At 48.1% G+C, this 19347-nt stretch carries 20 protein-coding genes and 1 riboswitch; of the genes, 16 read left to right on the top strand and 4 right to left on the bottom strand.

Annotation, left to right across the window (positions count from 1 at the left end):
• Nucleotides 1-24 precede the first annotated feature (24 nt).
• Complete coding sequence (locus tag SIC45_RS02350) at nt 25-1044, top strand: siderophore ABC transporter substrate-binding protein (protein ID WP_319630937.1); 1020 nt, start codon at nt 25-27, stop codon at nt 1042-1044.
• 32 nt (nt 1045-1076) lie between these two features.
• Here the strand turns inward: SIC45_RS02350 and SIC45_RS02355 are convergent, their stop codons facing one another.
• The 3 genes from SIC45_RS02355 to ilvD form a co-directional block, all read right to left on the bottom strand.
• A complete protein-coding gene (locus SIC45_RS02355) occupies nt 1077-1481 on the bottom strand; it encodes a disulfide oxidoreductase (protein WP_319630938.1) in 405 nt (134 codons plus the stop codon).
• A gap of 5 nt (nt 1482-1486) precedes the next feature.
• Complete coding sequence (locus tag SIC45_RS02360) at nt 1487-2173, bottom strand: DsbA family protein (protein WP_319630939.1); 687 nt, start codon at nt 2171-2173, stop codon at nt 1487-1489.
• 150 nt (nt 2174-2323) lie between these two features.
• A complete protein-coding gene (gene ilvD / locus SIC45_RS02365) occupies nt 2324-4018 on the bottom strand; it encodes a dihydroxy-acid dehydratase (RefSeq protein WP_319630940.1) in 1695 nt (564 codons plus the stop codon).
• A gap of 302 nt (nt 4019-4320) precedes the next feature.
• On the opposite strand from ilvD, the gene SIC45_RS02370 reads away from it, so the two are divergent.
• Nucleotides 4321-4521: a hypothetical protein gene (locus SIC45_RS02370; RefSeq protein WP_022793919.1), complete on the top strand. Its 201-nt coding sequence runs from the start codon at nt 4321-4323 to the stop codon at nt 4519-4521.
• Between the two features lie 66 nt (nt 4522-4587).
• On the opposite strand, the gene thpD is transcribed toward SIC45_RS02370, so the two are convergent.
• Nucleotides 4588-5526, bottom strand: coding sequence for an ectoine hydroxylase (gene thpD / locus SIC45_RS02375; RefSeq protein WP_319630941.1), 939 nt, complete (start codon nt 5524-5526; stop codon nt 4588-4590).
• Between the two features lie 460 nt (nt 5527-5986).
• Here thpD and SIC45_RS02380 point away from each other — a divergent pair, with 460 nt between their 5' ends.
• The 14 genes from SIC45_RS02380 to SIC45_RS02445 all read left to right on the top strand — a co-directional run bounded on the left by SIC45_RS02380 (nt 5987) and on the right by SIC45_RS02445 (nt 19238).
• Entirely contained in the window at nt 5987-6346 is a 360-nt protein-coding gene (locus tag SIC45_RS02380) for an arsenate reductase family protein (RefSeq protein WP_319630942.1), read from the top strand.
• A 30-nt stretch (nt 6347-6376) separates the two neighbouring features.
• Entirely contained in the window at nt 6377-6760 is a 384-nt protein-coding gene (gene gcvH / locus SIC45_RS02385) for a glycine cleavage system protein GcvH (protein WP_298785225.1), read from the top strand.
• Nucleotides 6761-6926: 166 nt separating this feature from the next.
• Nucleotides 6927-7034, top strand: a riboswitch (SAM riboswitch).
• Between the two features lie 158 nt (nt 7035-7192).
• Nucleotides 7193-8212 (top strand): methionine ABC transporter ATP-binding protein, encoded by a 1020-nt coding sequence (locus tag SIC45_RS02390; protein WP_319630943.1) that lies wholly within the window; start codon nt 7193-7195, stop codon nt 8210-8212.
• On the top strand, nt 8205-8873 hold the full coding sequence (locus SIC45_RS02395; protein ID WP_319630944.1) for a methionine ABC transporter permease: 669 nt from the start codon (nt 8205-8207) through the stop codon (nt 8871-8873). Before SIC45_RS02390 ends, SIC45_RS02395 begins: the two co-directional genes overlap by 8 nt.
• Before the next feature lie 25 nt (nt 8874-8898).
• Nucleotides 8899-9735: a MetQ/NlpA family ABC transporter substrate-binding protein gene (locus SIC45_RS02400; RefSeq protein ID WP_319630945.1), complete on the top strand. Its 837-nt coding sequence runs from the start codon at nt 8899-8901 to the stop codon at nt 9733-9735.
• Between the two features lie 400 nt (nt 9736-10135).
• Entirely contained in the window at nt 10136-10924 is a 789-nt protein-coding gene (gene sufC / locus SIC45_RS02405) for a Fe-S cluster assembly ATPase SufC (protein WP_298785228.1), read from the top strand.
• Nucleotides 10925-10949: 25 nt separating this feature from the next.
• Nucleotides 10950-12260 carry a Fe-S cluster assembly protein SufD gene (gene sufD / locus SIC45_RS02410; protein ID WP_319630946.1) on the top strand — a complete coding sequence of 437 codons (1311 nt, stop codon included), beginning with the start codon at nt 10950-10952 and terminating at the stop codon, nt 12258-12260.
• Nucleotides 12260-13483, top strand: a complete 1224-nt coding sequence (locus tag SIC45_RS02415; RefSeq protein WP_319630947.1) for a cysteine desulfurase — start codon at nt 12260-12262, stop codon at nt 13481-13483. Before sufD ends, SIC45_RS02415 begins: the two co-directional genes overlap by 1 nt.
• The gene (gene sufU / locus SIC45_RS02420; protein ID WP_091616365.1) at nt 13470-13916 is read left to right on the top strand and encodes a Fe-S cluster assembly sulfur transfer protein SufU; all 447 of its coding nucleotides are present in this window, start codon (nt 13470-13472) and stop codon (nt 13914-13916) included. Before SIC45_RS02415 ends, sufU begins: the two co-directional genes overlap by 14 nt.
• A gap of 69 nt (nt 13917-13985) precedes the next feature.
• Nucleotides 13986-15386: a Fe-S cluster assembly protein SufB gene (sufB, locus tag SIC45_RS02425; protein WP_091616367.1), complete on the top strand. Its 1401-nt coding sequence runs from the start codon at nt 13986-13988 to the stop codon at nt 15384-15386.
• Between the two features lie 122 nt (nt 15387-15508).
• A complete protein-coding gene (locus SIC45_RS02430; protein WP_298785394.1) occupies nt 15509-16378 on the top strand; it encodes a DUF72 domain-containing protein in 870 nt (289 codons plus the stop codon).
• Between the two features lie 76 nt (nt 16379-16454).
• A complete protein-coding gene (locus SIC45_RS02435; RefSeq protein WP_319630948.1) occupies nt 16455-17858 on the top strand; it encodes a bifunctional UDP-sugar hydrolase/5'-nucleotidase in 1404 nt (467 codons plus the stop codon).
• A gap of 97 nt (nt 17859-17955) precedes the next feature.
• A complete protein-coding gene (locus SIC45_RS02440) occupies nt 17956-18750 on the top strand; it encodes a thymidylate synthase (protein WP_319630949.1) in 795 nt (264 codons plus the stop codon).
• The gene (locus SIC45_RS02445; protein WP_319630950.1) at nt 18747-19238 is read left to right on the top strand and encodes a dihydrofolate reductase; all 492 of its coding nucleotides are present in this window, start codon (nt 18747-18749) and stop codon (nt 19236-19238) included. The genes SIC45_RS02440 and SIC45_RS02445 overlap by 4 nt, the downstream gene beginning before the upstream one ends.
• The last annotated feature ends 109 nt before the right edge of the window (nt 19239-19347 follow it).

The following is a 19347-nucleotide window of genomic DNA, read 5'->3' on the forward strand; positions in this document are numbered from 1 at the left end:
AACTTATTCAGGGGGAATAGAAAAATGAAAAAGAACAAATGGATGCTTGCGTCAACCGCAGTACTGGGAACAGCTTTTATTGCTGCATGCGGAGCCGATAATTCAGAATCATCAACTGCGGAGGGCGAAAACAGCGGCAGCTCCAGCGAAGAAAAAACCAGTGAAGATAAGGGAGAGAAAAGTAGTGGTGAAGTGACCGTAGAGCATGAACTGGGGGAAACAACGGTGCCTGAAGATCCGGAAAATGTTGTCGTATTTAATTACGAAATGCTCGAAACGCTGGATGAGCTTAATGTAGGTGTAAATGGTGTAGCCCAGGAATCGCTTCCTTCGTACCTGGATGATTACAGCAGCGATGAATACGAAAACATTGGAAGCTTAAAAGAACCCGATTTTGAAGCAATTAATGCAATGGAGCCCGATGTGATTATCATTTCAGGGCGTCAGAGCGAGGCCTACGAAGAATTGAGTGAGATTGCCCCAACTGTTTATACAGCAGTGGATACAGAAAATTACATGGAGTCGTTTGACAGCAATATGGAAATGGTGGGGGAGATTTTCCAAAAAGAAGAGCAGGTACAGGAGAAGGTAGACGAGCTTCATACCCGCATTGACGATTTAAAGGAAACGACTGAAGATGTAGGACCGTCTCTGGTGACGCTTGTAAATGACGGTTCCTTGAGTGTTTACGGTGAAGGCTCCCGCTTCGGGCTTATTCATGATGTGTTCGGTGTACCGGCAGCGGATGAAAATATCGAAGCATCCACACACGGACAGAGTGCTTCCTTTGAATACTTAGCCGAAGAAGATCCAGAGCACCTCTTCGTAGTGGATCGCAGTGCGGTAGTCAGTCAGGGCGGAGAAGAGCAGACAGCTGCTGAAACGCTTGACAACGATATTGTAAACAAAACACAGGCAGCTCAGAATGATAATATTCATTATTTGGATCCGGAATACTGGTACCTATCCGGCGGTGGTCTGCAGTCGATGGATGAGATGATTACAGAAATTGAAGAAGCAGTGGCTTCGTCCGAAGAACAATAAAAAATAGTCACGTGCCTGATGATGGCATGTGACTATTTTTTGCTTACAGCGATAACCAAAAGAGCGATGGAAATAATTAAAAATGCCGTAAATGAAAGAAAAGGGATAGTAATGAACCCGAGCCACTGCGCGGATTGATCGGAGCAGGAAACCGTCCCGGTGCATTCCGTTGCATGCTGCAGCACCGGAAGCTTCTGATACAGGTAATGGTAACCAGCAAGCAGCATGCCGGGGACTGCAAGAGGAAGCGCATACCATATGACCTGCCGCTCCCCGCGAAATACAGCAATGCCTAAAATAACAGCGAGCGGGTACATAAGAATGCGCTGGTACCAGCAAAGCTCGCATGGGGTGTACCCTAAAATTTCGCTGAACGATAAGCTGCCGAGCGTCGCGATAATGGCCACCAGCCAGGCCGCACTTAACCAACGTTCCATAGACGCTATTCCCCTGCCTCTTCTTCAATCATGTCGAGCAGCTCCTGGTAGCTGTCACCTTCAAACAATTCTCCGTTCACAAATACGGAAGGTGTGCTGTTTACACCAAGGTCTTCGGCCATGGAACGGTCATTTTCCACGTTTTCTTCATAGGTGCCGTTTTCAAAAGCCTCGACCACTGTTGTTACTTCTTCTTCGGAAGCAGTCTGCTGGAGCAGCTCCGTCAGACGCTCCTGGTCAAAGTAGTTGCCGCTTTCGTTCTGCGGCTGATTGGCAAACAACGTATCATGGAAATTCCAGAAGGCTTCATCCCCGAGTTCACCGTAGACGGCTTCACTGAATTCTGCAGCTGTCGTGGAATCTTCACTTAGAAATGGGTAATGCACGTAATGGAAAGTGGCATCGCCGGAATCGATAAACTGGGATTCGATTTCAGGAGCAACAGATTCATGAAAATTTTTACACGCTGGGCATTTATAGTCCCCGAATTCAACGACCGTTACCGGGGCCTCCTCGTCCCCTTTAAGCGGCTGGCCGCTTGTATCAAGATTTTCTCCGCTGCCCCCGCCGGAATTATTACTGCTGCCGCCGCTGAAATTCCCGACAAGAATAATAGCTAGCAAAATCACAGCTATAACGGCTACAATGGCTGCAAATGTACGGCCCGAACTCGGCCTTGGTTTTTTGGACATAGGTTCCTCCTTTCGTGCCTGTGCTGTATATGTATCAAACGTAGAATTCAGTACCTTCATAATTTACCATAAATTGTTGGAAACTCAAGAGTCCGTAAAAAAACTACTAAAAAGAAAGAGAACTGCCTGAAGAGGCAGCTCCCGTAAAATTTATAAATCTGCGTCTGTAACTGCACCTTTAGCACTGGAAGAAACGAGTTTGGCGTATTTGGCAAGAGCTCCGCGTTTTTCCGGAAGGTCCGGCGCCTGCCAGGCGTTCCGGCGTCTTTCAAACTCTTCGTCGGAAATGTGGAGGTTGATCTCCTGCGTGTCACTGTCAATGGAGATAGTGTCGCCGTTCTCAAGCAGGCCGATTGGTCCACCAACGCTTGCTTCAGGCGCTACGTGCCCAATAACGAAGCCGTGCGATCCGCCGGAAAAGCGACCGTCTGTCATAAGAGCTACCTTACCGCCGAGGCCGCGGCCGACGATCATGGAAGTAACAGAAAGCATCTCCGGCATGCCCGGGCCGCCCTGTGGGCCGACGTAACGGATAACGAGTACGTCGCCCTCAACAATGTCCCCGTCCATGATGGCCTTTGTGGCCGATTCTTCGCTGTTAAATACTTTTACTGTACCCTCGAACCGGCTGATCTTCTGGCCGGACAGCTTGATCACAGAGCCTTCCGGTGCGACGTTTCCTTTTAAAACGACAAGCGGGCCGGTTTTTTTGAACGGTTCAGCCAGAGGGCGGATAACTTCCTGCCCCTCCTTCAGGGAAGGTACAGCGTCAAGGTTTTCTGCAAGCGTCTTGCTCGTTACCGTAAGGCAGTCACCGTGCAGCAGTCCTTCCTCATGGAGAAGCTTCATGACTGCCGGTACCCCGCCAATTTCATAAAGGTCCTGCATGACATACTTGCCGCTCGGTTTCAGGTCGGCAATATGCGGCACGTTCTGGCGGACGCGCTCAAAATCGTCATAGGACAGATCCACGTCTGCCGAATGAGCAATCGCGAGAAGGTGTAAAAATGCGTTAGTGGAGCCGCCAAGGGCCATAACAACCGTAATGGCATTTTCGAACGCCTTTTTCGTCATAATATCCTTTGGAAGGATATTATTTTCAAGCAGCTCGATGGTTAATTCCCCGGCCTGCCTGCACTCGGTTTCCTTGTATTCGTAAATCGCAGGCGTGGAGGAAGAACCGGGAATGCTCATGCCAAGCGCTTCTACCGCAGCAGCCATCGTGTTGGCTGTATACATGCCGCCGCAGGCACCGGCGCCCGGGCAGGCGTTGCATTCCACCTGATGAAGTTCTTCGTCGCTGATCTGGCCGGTCTGGTGCTGGCCGACAGCCTCGAAGGAGGACACAATATCAATGTCTTTGCCGTTTAGTTTGCCAGGCTGAATAGTTCCACCATAAACATACACGGAAGGGATATTCATACGGGCCAGAGAAATCACACAGCCCGGTGTCGTTTTATCGCAGCCGCCGATCGCGACGACCCCGTCGAGACGCTCTGCATTGGTGACAGTTTCGATTGAGTCAGCAATAATTTCACGGCTTGGAAGAGAGTAATGCATGCCTTCATGTCCCATTGCGATTCCGTCAGAGACGGTGATCGTGTTGAAAATGAGCGGCGCACCTCCGTTGGTGGATGCTCCCTGCTTTGCGTGGCGTGCAAGATTGTCGATATGTACGTTACACGGAGTAACCTCGCTCCACGTACTTGCAATGCCAATCATCGGTTTTTTAAAGTCGTCGTCCGTAAAGCCGACGGCACGAAGCATCGCCCGGTTTGGAGCCCGGTTTGCTCCTTCGCTGATGGCTTTACTGCGGTTTCGTAAATCTTTTTCTGTTTTTCCCATCGCTATGACCCTCTCTCATGAAGTTTCGTCGCAGACAATGTGCATGACGGTTCGCGTGCTCCATACGCAGCACGGGTATTTTTCTCTACATATACAAATGTCTATCTAACAAGGACTATCCACTATCATACTAGGAATAGTGGATTGTTTCAATGTAACAGCGATGGCGAATAAAAGTTATTTCTGACAAATGAAAAAATTAGTGTGGGAGATAACTTTACAGATGGATGGGAAAAGGAGGGGAAGTTTATTATGATATAGATAACCTATCTCCACTTAGGGGAGAAAATGGAGGGATAACGATGAAGGAGCCAATTATATGGGCTGTGGCAATGTTGGTTGCGTTTCTCGCTCTGTTTTTAACGGGGACTCTGCAGCTGCAGGGATTCGAAAGTGTTATTATTCAAATGATTGGCTTCAGCGGCATGGTGTTTGCGATTTTGTACAGTGTACTGCTGACACAGAAATCAAACGACGAAAAGGACCAGGCATTCAAACGGTGAGTGAAGACCGACATAATAATGAAAAGCATGAAAAAGCATCCGGAAAAACCGGATGCTTTTTGCGTCTTATTTTGCAGAAGTGGAAGTTCTGTGCGAAAGACGATCCGAGCTTGGCTGGATTGCGGAAGTGTCCTGGCGGTTGGCCAGAAATTCCGGCCGCGGCTCCTGGCCGCTGAACGGATCCACGAGCTTGTTTTCCACCGAGTTGAACACGAAGAAGACGTTGCTGCGCGGATACGGCGAGATGTTGCCGGCCGAGCCGTGCATCGTGTTGCAGTCAAAGAAGAGCACCGAGCCCGCCGGGCCGGTCGCGCGGTCAATCTGGCCGCCGGCCTGCTCCGTGAGCCATTCCATGCTTTCGTTGTCCGGCACGCCGGTCTCCTGCTTTTTCAGCGACTGCTTGAAGTTGTCCTCCGGCGTGATGCCCGGGCAGGACACGTACCATTTCTGCGAGCCGGGGATCAGCATGAGCGGGCCGTTGAACTCGTAGTTGTCCGTCAGGATGATCGAGCAGCTGAGCGCACGCATGTCCGGCATGCCGTCCTCCATGTGCCAGGTTTCAAAATCCGAATGCCAGTAGAACTCCTTACCTTTAAAGCCTGGCTTAAAGTTTATCCGGGACTGCATCATGTACACCTGGCTGCCGAGGATCTGCTCGGCGGCTTTGACAATGCGTTCGTTTTTGGCGAGCATCTCAAAGAACCCGCTGTCCTTGTGGATTTCAAACACGGAGCGGACTTCGTTGCTGTTCGGCTCCTTGATCACGTCGGGCGCGTCGCGCTGTTCGTTGCGCTCCATCGTTTCGCGTAGTTCCTTTTTCATCATCTCGACTTCCTCATCGGTAAACAGCTTCTGGAGCATGAGGTAGCCGTTCTCGTCGTAAAAGTCCAGTTCCTTCTGCTGCAACGGGCCATCATAGCCGGCGTTTCCGTGGACTACCGGATCCTTCCGGTTCATGATTTCCTTATGGTCGCCTTGTCTGGATGGATATTTATCGACTGCCATTGTTCCAAATACCTCCTTTATATTTTAACCAAGGATTAAATCCTCAGTCAGTCAGACACATTCCCGGCTTAAAAAGGAATAAACATTAGAAACGGAAAATTTTTAATAATTAAATAAGAAGGAAAACTTCTAAGCCGGATATGATGCGTATTGGACTCATATTAAAAAAATTCATTTTTTTTTAGCGTTAACATCTCCTCTGGATCATCCAGTATATATTCGTATACTTGCTGTTGTGCCGGGAGATTCGGGATGGAATTCATCCTTTCGGAAAGGGCCGGTTTTGAATATTGGATCATTAATATAAACATGAACAGCTCCCTTTGCTTTTAAATTCATCCGTTTGTCTGAGCAGGTATTAGCGGTTTTTTCCGGCAGTAAAAAGCAAAATGAAACTTTCCAATCAGGAGGGTTTCCGCTACAATAAGAGGGAAGAACGCGTGTGGAGGAGGCTTGGCAATTGGCACTTACTTTTTACGGGTATCCCCCGTGCGGTACATGCCGCAAAGCAAAAAAGTGGCTGGAAGCAGAGGATATTTCTTTTGAAGAGTATCATATTGTGGAACATCCCCCTTCGAAGGAAGAATTAAAAGTATGGAAAGAACAGGAAGGGCTTGAGTGGAAGCATTTCTTTAACACAAGCGGAAAGAAGTACCGGGAAATGGATCTGAAAACCCGGCTTCCGAAAGCATCTGAAAAAGAGGTTCTGGAATGGCTGACTTCTGACGGGATGCTTTTGAAAAGGCCTATTGTGACAGACGGCGAGAGTGTCACCCTTGGGTTTAAGGAACCAGCTTTTGAGGAAAAGTGGAAATCGTAATAGTATTTATTTGAAGGAGGATGATTATGTATGAGTGTACCAGACGAACTTTTGTATTCAGAAGAACACGAATGGGTTAAAAAGGAAGACGGCCGTCTCCGTGTCGGTGTCACAGATTTCGCCCAGTCCGAGCTTGGCGACATTGTATTCGTAGAGCTTCCGGAAGTGGGAGATGAACTTGAAGCAGGAGAGCCGTTTGGAAGTGTAGAATCCGTTAAAACGGTATCAGAGCTTTACGCCCCGGTTACAGGAAAGGTCGTAGAAATTAACGAAAATCTGGATGATTCTCCTGAATTCGTCAACGAATCTCCATATGAAAAAGCCTGGATGATCGTTGTAGAACCCTCCAATGAAAGTGAATTGGACGACCTGATGTCACCAGCCCAGTATTCAGACATGGTAAGTGATGATTAATACTGATTTACATAGAAGCCGTCCTTTTGAAGGGCGGCTTCTTTTTATGGGCGTTTTCCGTATGGCTGCTTTGCAGTTTTTTAGAAATGGAAACTAAAGGTTGACGCTTATAGGCAAAGGTGCTATTATCAATAGCATCGTCAAATATGAACGGATAATCATCGTTCACTTATCAAGAGAGGTGGAGGGGCTGGCCCTGTGAAACCCGGCAACCAGTCTGCATAAGCAGACATGGTGCCAATTCCTGCAGGCATATGTGTCTGCAAGATGAGTGGAAAGGATCCTTTAAAACCTTTCTGCTCGTGTGCAGAAGGGTTTTTTCTTTATGGTCCGGTATGGAAAAAGAATAACTACCGGAATCATGACGATTTAAAACATACTATTTACATCGTTTTAATAAAGATAAAGAAAAGCGATGAAGGAGAGAGCGGTATGATCCAATTAAAAGGTTTATCTAAAGCCTTTCAGACAAAAACACAGACTGTTACCGCCGTAGATAACGTCAGCCTTTCTATTGATGAAGGAGAAATTTTCGGAATTATCGGCTACAGCGGTGCGGGCAAAAGTACGCTTGTGAGGCTGTTAAATAAGCTCGAAACGGCTACCAGTGGTGAAGTAACCATTGAAGGAGAAAGCATTACTTCTCTGAAAGGGCAGTCCCTGCGCAGTGCACGCCAGGAAATAGGCATGGTATTCCAGCACTTTAACCTGCTGTGGTCCCGCACGGTGGCAGAAAACATTGCCTTTCCGCTCGAAATAGCAAAACAGTCAAAGCAGGAACGAAGCAGACGGGTTCAGGAGCTGGTTGACCTCGTCGGTCTTGAAGGCCGTGAGGATGCCTATCCCTCCCAGCTGAGCGGTGGTCAGAAGCAGCGGGTTGGTATTGCGAGAGCCCTGGCTAATAATCCAAAGGTGCTGCTGTGCGACGAAGCGACATCGGCACTGGATCCGAAAACAACGGATTCCATTTTGGCGCTGCTCACAGATATTAATAAAAAGCTCGGACTGACCATAGTTCTGATCACGCACGAAATGCATGTGATCCGTAAAATCTGTCACCGGGTGGCGGTAATGGAGAGCGGCAGAGTTGTTGAAGAAGGACCCGTACTTCAGGTGTTCCGGAAACCGAAGGAGCATATGACGAAAGAATTTGTCCGCCAGATTACAGAGCCGGAGGAAGATGCTTCGGAAATTGTATTTAACGAAGAAGAGAGCGGCACGGTGGTCCAGCTGAAGTTTTTGGAAAACAAAGCCGAACAGCCCTTTATTTCCAAGGTCATCCGCCAGTTTGATGTGGATGTAAACATTATTCAGGGAAAAATTTCCCAGACGCAGCGCGGCAGCTACGGTTCCCTTTTCATCCGCATCAAAGGCAGCAGCGAAGAAATCGATAAGGCGCTGGCCTACCTCCGCGAAGAAGAGATAGAAGCAGAGGTGATGGAGCGTGCTTAATAATTTGACAGCAGAAATAAACTGGGAAAACATGTGGATTGCTACGTGGGAAACCGTCTATATGAGCCTGATTGCCGTGGCAGCCACATTTTTACTCGGTACGATACTCGGGGTACTGCTGTATTTAACAGATAAAGGAAACATGTGGGAAAACAAGCCGGTGCATACGGTGACAGCAGCGATCGTTAATATTTTCCGCTCTATTCCATTTATTATCCTGATCATTCTGCTTATTCCGTTTACAACCTTTTTGATTGGCACGATGCTCGGACCGAGCGCGGCACTGCCGGCACTGATTATCGGTGCCGCCCCGTTTTACGCCCGCCTGGTGGAGATTGGTCTGAGAGAGGTGGACAAGGGCGTTATTGAAGCCTCACAGGCGATGGGAGCGAGCCAGTGGCAGATTATTCAGAAGGTGCTTCTGCCTGAAGCCCTGCCGTCCTTGATTTCCGGTATCACCGTAACAGGCATCACACTGGTCAGCTATACTGCCATGGCCGGTGTTGTAGGCGGCGGTGGTCTCGGGAACCTTGCGTACCAGGAAGGGTTCCAGCGCAACAACAATGAAGTGGTATTTGTTGCTACAGTGCTGATTCTTGTTATTGTCTTCATCCTGCAATGGATTGGCGATATTTGGACGAGACAGATAGATAAACGATAAATATTATATTATGGGGGAATTTTTCATGAAAAAAACACTACTTGGCGTTTCATTACTTTCCACGGCCGTGCTTGCGGCCTGCGGATCTGATTCAGAGTCAGGCAGCGGCTCCGGCGAGGAAACAGAGACACTTACTGTGGGTGCCACAAGTGTGCCGCACGCAGAAATTCTGGAGTTTGCCGAAGATCAGCTCGCAGAAGAAAATGTGGAGCTTGAAATCGAAACGTTCAACGACTACATTGTTCCAAACGAAGCGCTGGCTTCGGGAGAAATTGATGCAAACTATTTTCAGCACATTCCTTACCTTGAAGATCAAATGGAGGAAAATGAAAACTTTAACTTCGTCAACATGGGCGGCATTCACATCGAGCCAATCGGTGTTTATTCCCAGGAGTATGACAGCCTCGATGCCCTTCCGGACGGAGCTGAAATCATCATGAGTAACTCAGTGGCAGACCACGGCCGGATTCTGCAGATGCTCGAGCAGGAAGGCGTGCTGACGCTTGAAGAGGGCGCCGGCGTTGAAGCAACAGTGGACGATATTGCCGAAAACCCGAAAAACCTGCAGTTCCAGGCGGACATTGACGCGGCTACCCTTCCGCAGGTGTACAATAACGGCGAAGGGGATGCCGTCTTCATCAACTCCAACTATGCAATTGATGCAGATCTGAATCCTCAGGAGGACGCTATTGCGCTTGAGAGTCCGGAGGATAATCCGTATGTAAATGTGGTAGCAGCCCGGGAAGAGGACGAAGATAATGAAACAATTCAGACGCTTGTAGATGTGCTGCAGTCGGATGAAACCCAGGAATTTATTGAAGAAGAATATGACGGAGCCGTAATTCCTGCAGAGCAGGAATAGCGGTCAGGCCGGACTCGTTGACTGAGTCCGGCTTTTTGTATTGAGGAAAAATAGAAGAGAATCTTCATTGAAAGAGTTTTTCCTTTTTTACTTCTCAGTGAGGTTTGGTATACTGTAAGAGTGAATGAAAAAAAGCATTGAATAGGGAGGGTCGTTCCTGCAATTGGTTTGTATAGGCACCCTCCTTTTTGTATGAACGCTTTTATTGAGAATGAAATGAGCGTATTCTCATTTATTTCCCGTGCGATTTTTTGCCATATAGTAGCAAAAAAATGAAATATATCGGGAGAGAAAGCGAGTTTGCTTGAAGTCATTTTACATTTGTTATAAAATAATAATTATAATAAATAGAGAAAAAACAGCGGTTTCCGCTTGATTCCAAAATATGGAGGTATGCAAAATGGCAACGCCGAACTTGAAAATTGAGAATTTGCATGTAGAAATTGAAGGTACTGAAATCATTAAAGGCTTCGACCTGGAAATGAACGGCGGAGAAATCCACGCAATCATGGGACCAAACGGAACAGGTAAATCCACCCTTGCTTCTGCAGTGATGGGTCACCCGAAATATGAAATCACTAAAGGAACTATCACGCTTGATGGAGAAAACGTACTCGACATGGAAGTCGACGAGCGCGCAAGAGCAGGCCTCTTCCTCGCAATGCAGTATCCTAGTGAAGTGAGCGGTGTAACGAACTCTGACTTTATGCGTTCGGCCATTAACGCTAAGCGCGGAGAAGGAAACGAAATCCAGCTGATGAAATTTATCCGCCAGATGGACGAAAAAATGAACATGCTTGAAATTGACGAATCGTTCTCCCAGCGTTACTTAAACGAAGGGTTCTCCGGCGGTGAGAAAAAGCGTAATGAAATTCTTCAGCTTCTCATGATGGAACCAAAAATCGCTATCCTGGACGAAATCGACTCCGGTCTTGATATCGATGCGCTCAAAGTCGTTTCCAAAGGCGTAAATGACATGAAAAGCCCGGACTTTGGCGCTTTAATCATTACTCACTATCAGCGTCTCTTAAACTACATTACTCCGGATAAAGTACACGTCATGATGCAGGGACGCATCGTTAAATCCGGCGGCGCCGAACTAGCTCAGCGTCTCGAAAGCGAAGGCTATGAGTGGATTAAGGAAGAACTCGGCATTGAAAACGAACGCGTTGGGGAACCACAGGAATAATTTTAACAGCAGGGGAGGCGAAATAATGTCTATAGATACTACTTGGAAATATGACGAGAAATACGTTGAAGATTTCTCGGCTAAACAGAACGAACCAAAGTGGCTGAAGGACCAGCGGTTAAGCGCCAGCCGTTTAGCAGAAAAGCTGGAAATGCCGAAGCCGGAAAAAACAAATATTAAAACATGGAACTTTACCGAATTTGAACACGAAGGCACTCCGAAGGAAACTTTTTCTTCGTCTGAGGAACTGCACGAACAGGTGCAGGGACTTATCGATAAAAACGCTGCACAGCAGAATCTTCTCGTGCAAAGAGACGGCCAGACCGTTTTTTATGAAACAAACAGCACGCTTGAAGAACAGGGCGTTATTTTTACAGATATCGCAACGGCAGCCATTGAGCATGGCGATCTGCTTGAACGTTATTTCATGGGAAATGCCGTGCAGGTGGATGAGCACCGCTTTACAGCGCTTAACGTAGCGCTCATGAACGGAGGCACATTCATCTACGTGCCGAAAAACGTAAAGGTCGAAGCTCCGCTTCAAACAATCTACTGGCTCGAACAGGCTGATATGGGACTGTTCAACCACGTGGTCATTGTAGCCGAAGCGAACAGTGAAGTGACGTACGTTGAAAACTACGTTTCTTATGATACAGAGACTCCTTCCGTTGTTAACGCGATTGCAGAAGTTTATGCAGAAGAAGGCGCGAACGTTTCCTTCGGCGGCGTGGATCACTTAGAGAAAGCAACCACGGTTTACACCAACCGCCGCGGCTACGCGCTCAAAGATGCAAGCATCGACTGGGCACTCGGCCAGATGAACGAAGGCAATACAGTGTCGGACAATACGACTGCACTTGTAGGCGATGGTTCGACTTCTGACAAAAAATCTGTGGCTATCGGACGCGGAGAGCAGAGCCAGAACTTCTGGGCCCATATTATCCAGTTTGGCAAAAATACAGACGGTCAGATTTTGACTCACGGCGTTATGAAGGACAAAGCCTCCGCTATCTTTAACGGCGTTAACAAAATTGAACACGGGGCGACCAAAGCCAACGGGGAACAAACCGAGCGTGTACTCATGCTCAGTGAACGTGCCCGCGGCGACGCGAACCCGATTCTTCTTATTGATGAAGACGACGTTACGGCCGGTCACGCAGCTTCTGTAGGTCGTGTTGATCCGGTTCAGCTTTACTACATGATGAGCCGCGGTATACCGCAAACAGAAGCAGAACGCCTGATTATTCACGGCTTTCTCGCTCCAGTAGTGGACGCACTGCCAATTCAAGCTGTGAAAGATCGTCTGACGGAGGTTATCGAAAGGAAAGTATACTAATGGATGTAAAAGCCATTCGTGAACAGTTTCCTATACTGCAGCAGGAGGTAAACGGAAGTCCGCTTGTCTATCTCGACTCTGCGGCAACTTCCCAAAAGCCGCTGCAGGTAATCGAAGCGGTCAGTGATTATTACCGCCGTTATAATTCAAATGTCCACCGCGGCGTGCATACGCTTGGGAGCATGGCAACGGACGAGTATGAAGGAGCACGGGAAAAGGTCCGCTCCTTCATCAACGCCCCTTCCTCCCAGCAGATCATTTTTAACCGCGGTACAACAGTCGGCATTAACACAGTAGCTTCAAGCTACGGTGACGCTCATCTGCAGGAAGGCGATGAAATCGTCCTGACAGAAAAGGAGCATCATTCCAATATTATTCCGTGGCAGCAGGCAGCAAAACGTAACGGAGCCCAGCTCCGGTATGTGGAGCTCGAAGCAGACGGAACGGTGACGGCAGAAAATGTACGCAGAGCCGTTTCCGAAAAAACAAAAATTGTGGCGGTCAGTCACGTGTCAAACGTACTTGGCACGGTTGACCCCATTAAAGATATTGCCGCTATCGCCCACGAACACGGAGCGGTTATCGTCGTGGACGGAGCCCAGAGTGTTCCGCACATGAAGGTGGATGTACAGGATCTGGACGTGGACTTTTACGCCTTTTCCGGCCACAAAATGGGCGGGCCAACCGGCATTGGAGTGCTCTACGGCAGAAAATCTCTCCTGGAAAATATGGAGCCGGTGGAATTTGGCGGCGAAATGATTGACTTTGTAGGGCTCTATGATTCAACATGGAAGGAAACCCCGTGGAAGTTTGAAGGGGGCACACCGATCATTGCTGGTGCTATTGGTTTAGGAGCAGCAATTGATTTCCTGAAAGAGATAGGCCTGGATAACATTGCTGCTCACGAGAAAGAGCTTGGCCAATACGCGCTGAAGCAGTTATCGGCGGTGGACGGTCTGGAAATATACGGGCCAAAGGAACGGACTGGCATTGTGACATTCAACGTGCAGGACGTGCATCCGCATGACGTCGCCACCGTGCTCGATGCGGAAGGTATTGCGGTACGCGCCGGCCATCACTGTGCCCAGCCGTTGATGAAGTGGCTTGATGTAGCTTCTACCGCCCGTGCCAGTTTTTATCTTTATAACTCCACAGAAGATATTGATGCTTTGGCAGAGGGGTTAATAAGAGTAAAGGAGTATTTCGGTGATGTCTTCGCATAATTTAGATACACTTTACCGCCAGGTCATCATGGATCATTATAAAAATCCGAGAAATAAAGGTGACCTGGAGGAGGAAACACTTCATGTCAACATGAACAATCCAACATGCGGTGACCGCATTCAGCTTCAGCTGAAAGTGGAAGAAGAAAAAATTGCCGATGCAAGATTTGTCGGCGAAGGCTGCTCGATCAGCTTGTCCTCCGCTTCGATGATGACAGAGGCTGTCAAAGGCCATACTGTCGAAGAAGCACTGGATATGGCGCAGATGTTTTCGCAGTTAATGCAGGGCGAAGAGATCGACGATACGAAATACGACCTTGGCGATATCGAAGCTCTGCAGGGCGTAACGAAGTTTCCTGCCCGTATTAAATGCGCGACACTTGCGTGGAAAGCCATGGAAAAAGGGTTAGTGGAAGAAGAAAACCGTTCATAATACAGCAACGTGCTTGAAACGCAGCGGGAATGATATTATTTATTCCTGACTCTAAGGAGGTATTTTCATATGGCAAAACAAATGCCGGAAATTGGTGAAGACTATCAGTATGGTTTTCATGACAAAGACGTTTCCATCTTCCGTTCTGGTAAAGGCCTCACAGACGAAATTGTAAAAGAAATTTCTAAAATTAAAGAAGAGCCGCAGTGGATGCTCGACTTCCGTCTGAAATCCCTGGAAATCTTCTATAAAAAACCAATGCCGCAATGGGGCGGCGATCTCTCCGGACTGGACTTTGACGCTATTACGTATTACGTAAAACCGTCCGAGCGTTCTGAAAAATCGTGGGACGAAGTACCGGAAGAAATCAAAAACACGTTCGACAAGCTTGGTATTCCGGAAGCGGAGCAAAAGTATCTGGCAGGCGTATCTGCACAGTACGAATCCGAAGTTGTATATCACAACATGGAAAAAGAGCTTGAAGATCAGGGTATCGTGTTTAAAGACACAGATACAGCAGTGAAGGAAAACGAAGAGTTGTTCCGTGAGCACTTTGCGAAAGTTATCCCGCCGTCCGACAACAAATTCTCGGCGCTGAACTCCGCGGTGTGGTCCGGTGGTTCCTTTATCTATGTACCAAAAGGTGCAAAAGTAGAAACACCGCTTCAGGCTTATTTCCGGATTAATTCGGAAAACATGGGACAGTTTGAGCGTACGCTGATCATTGCAGACGAAGGCAGCTCCGTGCACTATGTAGAAGGGTGTACCGCACCAGTTTACTCCACGGATTCCCTGCACAGTGCCGTTGTTGAAATCATCGTGAAAAAAGATGCGTACTGCCGTTATACAACGATCCAAAACTGGGCACCAAACGTTTACAACCTCGTTACAAAACGGGCAGTTGCAGACGAAGGCGCCACCATGGAATGGGTTGACGGTAACATTGGCTCCAAATTGACGATGAAATATCCATCGATTATTATGCGCGGTGAAGGTGCGAAAGGTACTGTTCTTTCCATCGCTATCGCCGGCCGCGGCCAGCATCAGGACGCAGGCGCAAAAGTAATGCACCTGGCTCCTAACTGTTCCTCCACTATCGTTTCGAAATCCATTTCGAAACAGGGCGGAAAAGTAACGTACCGCGGTATTGCGAACTTTGGACGCAAATCCGACGGTTCCAAATCGAAAATCGAATGTGATACGTTGATTATGGATAACGAATCCACTTCGGATACGATTCCGTACAACGAAATTTATAACAACAATATTGCTCTTGAACACGAAGCAACGGTATCCAAAGTATCGGAAGAGCAGCTCTTCTATCTTATGAGCCGCGGCGTTGGTGAACAGGAAGCAACTGAAATGATCGTTATGGGCTTCATTGAGCCGTTCACAAAAGAACTGCCAATGGAATATGCCGTAGAAATGAACCGTTTGATCAGCTTTGAAATGGAAGGCTCCATCGGTTAATCTTTCTGCCCAGTACGAAAAATAGGAACTGTCCTTTAAAGAGCTGCTACTGCTCTAAAAAGGGCAGTTTTTTTGTTTTATTTTAAAGAAGAACGTGAAAAGAACAGGGAGGTGAATAAATGATGATATACGTTGGCTTAACCGGCTGGGGGGATCACGACTCCCTTTACCCAAAAGGATTAAAGCAGACTGATAAACTGAAGGAATACAGCAAATATTTTCCAACTGTAGAGGTGGATTCTTCCTTCTACGCTATTCAGCCGAAGAAAAATATAGACAAATGGCTCCGGGAGACGCCGGATTCGTTTCAATTTATTATGAAGGCCTATCAGGAAATGACCGGGCACCAGCGGGGTCCGAGCAAATATGAATCAAAAAAGGAAATGTTCGAGCAGTACGCTCTGTCGGTACGTCCGATGAAGGAAGCAGGTAAATTAGCGATGGTGCTTTGCCAGTTTCCGCCCTGGTTTGAATGCAACCGGGAAAATGTGGACTATCTCCGCTACTTAAGAGATCAGCTGCACGAATTCCCCTGTGCTCTTGAGTTCCGCCATGAATCATGGTTTCATCCGACCTTCCGGGAAAAAACGCTCGAATTCATGAAAAATGAAGACTGGATCCATTCGGTGGTGGACGAACCGCAGATCGAAGGCGGGTCAGTGCCGATTGTTGAAGAAGCCACCACGTCTTCCAAAACGTTAATTCGTCTGCACGGGCGTGACAGGAACGCATGGCTGAAGCCGGCACGCGGCCAGGAATGGCGGAAGGTGCGCTACCGCTATAATTATTCCGATGCAGAGCTTCAGGAATGGCAGGAACGGGCGGAAAGGCTGCAGAAAGAAAGCAGCGACGTGTATATGATTTTTAATAATAATTCCGAACGCCACGCGGCTCCGAACGCACGCCGGCTGCTCGAGCTTTCCGGTATTGAATACGAAGGCCTTACTCCAAAACAAACTTCTCTCTTTAATGACGAGACCCGTGATTCGTAGTAAGATAAAAGAAGATGAAATGCACTCGTTTCTGCACCTCAGCATGTGGAGACGAGCACAAAGGCGGTGAGACCTGTTGTCCTCCAGTTTTTCTGTTTACCTGTACCACACAAACGATATTCACAGCGATTTGGATCAATGGACACGAACAGCAGCATATTTAAAAGAACGGGAAAAATTCCGGCAGGAGCGGGGGGAGTCAGTCCTTCTTCTGGATCTCGGGGACCACACTGACCGGGTGCACGCCGTCACAGAAGCTACACGTGGAAAAGGAAATGTGGAGCTGATGAATGAAGCAGGGATTCAGTATGCTGCGATTGGGAATAATGAAGGCATCACGTTTTCAAAAGAAGAGCTGAACCATATGTACGATGATGCCGGGTTTCAGGTGCTTCTGGCCAACCTGTTTGACACAGACGGCCGCCGTCCAGAATGGGCGGAGCCATATAGTATCCATACGACAAAAGAAGGGGTACGGATCGGCCTGCTCGGCGTGACCGTTCCTTTTTATCCGTTTTATGAAGGACTGGACTGGAAGATCACGGATCCTGAGCATGTGATAGAAGCATTTCTGCCCGAGCTGCGGGAACAGTCGGACGTGATGGTTTTAATGTCGCACCTGGGCTATCCGAAGGATTTAGAGCTCGCTTCCTCCTATGATTTTGATGTTATTCTGGGAGCACACACCCACCATCTGCTTGAAGAACCGGAATGGATGGACAATACGTTGATTACGCAGTGCGGAAAATTTGGTATGCACGCTGGAGAACTTGAACTCCGGTTTGAAGAAGGTTCGCAGCGCCCCTCGGGCATTGTTGGCCGAACGGTGGATATGCGCCGGCAAAAGCCTTCTGCAGTCACTGAAAGGCTTCTGGGAGCGCTTGAGGACGAAGCTGATAAAGATATGAATGAAGTAGTGACGGAGATTGCAGAGCCGCTATCGGTGTCATGGACCCGGGACTCTCCATTTGCCTCGCTTCTTGCCGACGGGCTGCGGGAGTGGTGCAAAGCAGAAATTTCCATGTTGAATTCAGGACTGCTTCTTCATTCGCTGCCGGCAGGACCGGTGACGAAGAAAGATATTCACCGCCTGTGTCCTCATCCGATCAACCCATGCGTAGTGGCGGTGAAGGGGGATGTGCTTGAAGAAGTAGTAAAGAAGGCTTTTACGGAGGAAATGATCCGTCTGCCGCTGAAGGGATTTGGCTTCCGCGGGGAGATGCTCGGTCATATGGTATTTAGTGGCATGCAGATAGAAGCGGACTACGAATACGGAGAATGGACGGTGCAGAGTATCCGGATCGGAGATGACCTGCTTGATCACGCAGAAACGTATGAGCTGGCCACGCTTGATATGTTTACGCTCGGTCCGTTATACACCGGCTTATCCAACGCAGAATCGAAACAATACTATATGCCGGAAATGATGCGGGATATTCTGGCTGATGTACTGGTAAAACAGTATACAGCCAGGTCCTGATAATTTGCCTGCAGATGGAATGCCTTCAGCTTGCTGTTAAGCTTGAAGGTGCTTCTGTCATGCGGTAATAGAAGTACAAACATAGGGAGGCATAAACGTGAAACAATACTTAGATCTCTGCCGTCACGTACTCGAAAATGGCGGGAAGAAAGATGACAGAACCGGCACGGGCACAATCAGCACCTTTGGATGGCAGATGCGCTTTGACCTGCAGCAGGGTTTTCCGGTAATCACTACGAAAAAACTGCACCTGCGTTCTATTATTCATGAGCTGCTCTGGTTTTTACAGGGAGAAACAAATATTGCCTATCTGAAAGAAAATAAAGTGAAAATCTGGGATGCCTGGGCAGATGAAGAAGGCAATTTAGGGCCAATCTACGGCAAGCAGTGGCGGTCATGGGAAGGAGCAGGAGGCAAAACGGTCGACCAGATTTCAGACGTGGTGGAAGTGATCAAAACGAATCCGGACTCAAGGAGACTGATCGTCAGCGCCTGGAACGCAGCAGAAATCGAAGATATGGCGCTTGCACCGTGCCACTGCCTGTTCCAGTTCTACGTCCAGGATGGAAAGCTGTCATGCCAACTGTACCAGCGGAGCGCAGATATTTTTCTTGGCGTGCCGTTTAACATCGCTTCGTACGCCCTTTTAACGCAAATGATCGCACACGTGTGTGACCTTGAGCCTGGAGAATTTATTCATACATTCGGGGATGCTCATATTTATAACAACCACGTGGAACAAATCAGAACGCAGCTTGAGCGTGAGCCGAGAAGCCTTCCGGAAATGAAAATTACCCGGAACGTAGACTCTATTTTTGATTTTACCATTGATGATTTTTCTCTCGAAGGGTACGACCCGCATCCGCATATTAAAGGTGAGGTGTCTGTATGATCGCATTTGTAGCTGCAGTCGCAAATGACCGGGTGATCGGATATAAAAATGACCTCCCCTGGCATCTTCCTGCTGACTTGAAGCATTTTCAACAGGTAACAAAGCACGGGACCGTTATTATGGGCAGGAAAACATTTGAATCGATGAACGGGCCGCTCCCATCACGCACAAATATCGTTATCACAGGAAATACGGACTGGTCACATGAAGGGGCACAGGTGGTGAATGATATTGAGGACATCCGCCGGCTCGCCGGGGAAGAGAAGCTGTATTACGTTATCGGAGGCAGCGGGGTTTTCACAGAGCTGCTGCCCGACGCCTCTTATATGTATCTGACCCATATTGACGCCGAGGTTCCGGGAGATACGTATTTTCCGGAATGGAATGAATCGGAATGGGAGATTGCTGAAAAGGAAGAAGGACCCGTGGATGAAAAAAACAGGCATCCACACCGGTACGTAACCTACAAACGAAAAACTAACAGTTAAAATCATTAAAATTCCTGTCGCAGTCTTTAGCTGCGGCAGGTTATTTTATTTATCTGAATAAAATAAAATCTGGTTTATGTAACCGATTACAAAAAACTTTTCTCCCATG

It is taken from the genome of Marinococcus sp. PL1-022, from assembly GCF_033845285.1.
In the GTDB taxonomy this organism is placed as follows: domain Bacteria; phylum Bacillota; class Bacilli; order Bacillales; family Marinococcaceae; genus Marinococcus.

Bases quoted from the DNA above. Each gene is read 5' to 3' on its own strand.
- SIC45_RS02350 (WP_319630937.1), top strand. From the start codon at position 25: ATGAAAAAGAACAAATGGATGCTTGCGTCAACCGCAGTACTGGGAACA.
- SIC45_RS02355 (WP_319630938.1), bottom strand. From the start codon at position 1,481: ATGGAACGTTGGTTAAGTGCGGCCTGGCTGGTGGCCATTATCGCGACG.
- SIC45_RS02360 (WP_319630939.1), bottom strand. From the start codon at position 2,173: ATGTCCAAAAAACCAAGGCCGAGTTCGGGCCGTACATTTGCAGCCATT.
- ilvD (WP_319630940.1), bottom strand. From the start codon at position 4,018: ATGGGAAAAACAGAAAAAGATTTACGAAACCGCAGTAAAGCCATCAGC.
- SIC45_RS02370 (WP_022793919.1), top strand. From the start codon at position 4,321: ATGAAGGAGCCAATTATATGGGCTGTGGCAATGTTGGTTGCGTTTCTC.
- thpD (WP_319630941.1), bottom strand. From the start codon at position 5,526: ATGGCAGTCGATAAATATCCATCCAGACAAGGCGACCATAAGGAAATC.
- gcvH (WP_298785225.1), top strand. From the start codon at position 6,377: ATGAGTGTACCAGACGAACTTTTGTATTCAGAAGAACACGAATGGGTT.
- SIC45_RS02390 (WP_319630943.1), top strand. From the start codon at position 7,193: ATGATCCAATTAAAAGGTTTATCTAAAGCCTTTCAGACAAAAACACAG.
- SIC45_RS02400 (WP_319630945.1), top strand. From the start codon at position 8,899: ATGAAAAAAACACTACTTGGCGTTTCATTACTTTCCACGGCCGTGCTT.
- sufC (WP_298785228.1), top strand. From the start codon at position 10,136: ATGGCAACGCCGAACTTGAAAATTGAGAATTTGCATGTAGAAATTGAA.
- sufD (WP_319630946.1), top strand. From the start codon at position 10,950: ATGTCTATAGATACTACTTGGAAATATGACGAGAAATACGTTGAAGAT.
- SIC45_RS02415 (WP_319630947.1), top strand. From the start codon at position 12,260: ATGGATGTAAAAGCCATTCGTGAACAGTTTCCTATACTGCAGCAGGAG.
- sufU (WP_091616365.1), top strand. From the start codon at position 13,470: ATGTCTTCGCATAATTTAGATACACTTTACCGCCAGGTCATCATGGAT.
- sufB (WP_091616367.1), top strand. From the start codon at position 13,986: ATGGCAAAACAAATGCCGGAAATTGGTGAAGACTATCAGTATGGTTTT.
- SIC45_RS02430 (WP_298785394.1), top strand. From the start codon at position 15,509: ATGATATACGTTGGCTTAACCGGCTGGGGGGATCACGACTCCCTTTAC.
- SIC45_RS02445 (WP_319630950.1), top strand. From the start codon at position 18,747: ATGATCGCATTTGTAGCTGCAGTCGCAAATGACCGGGTGATCGGATAT.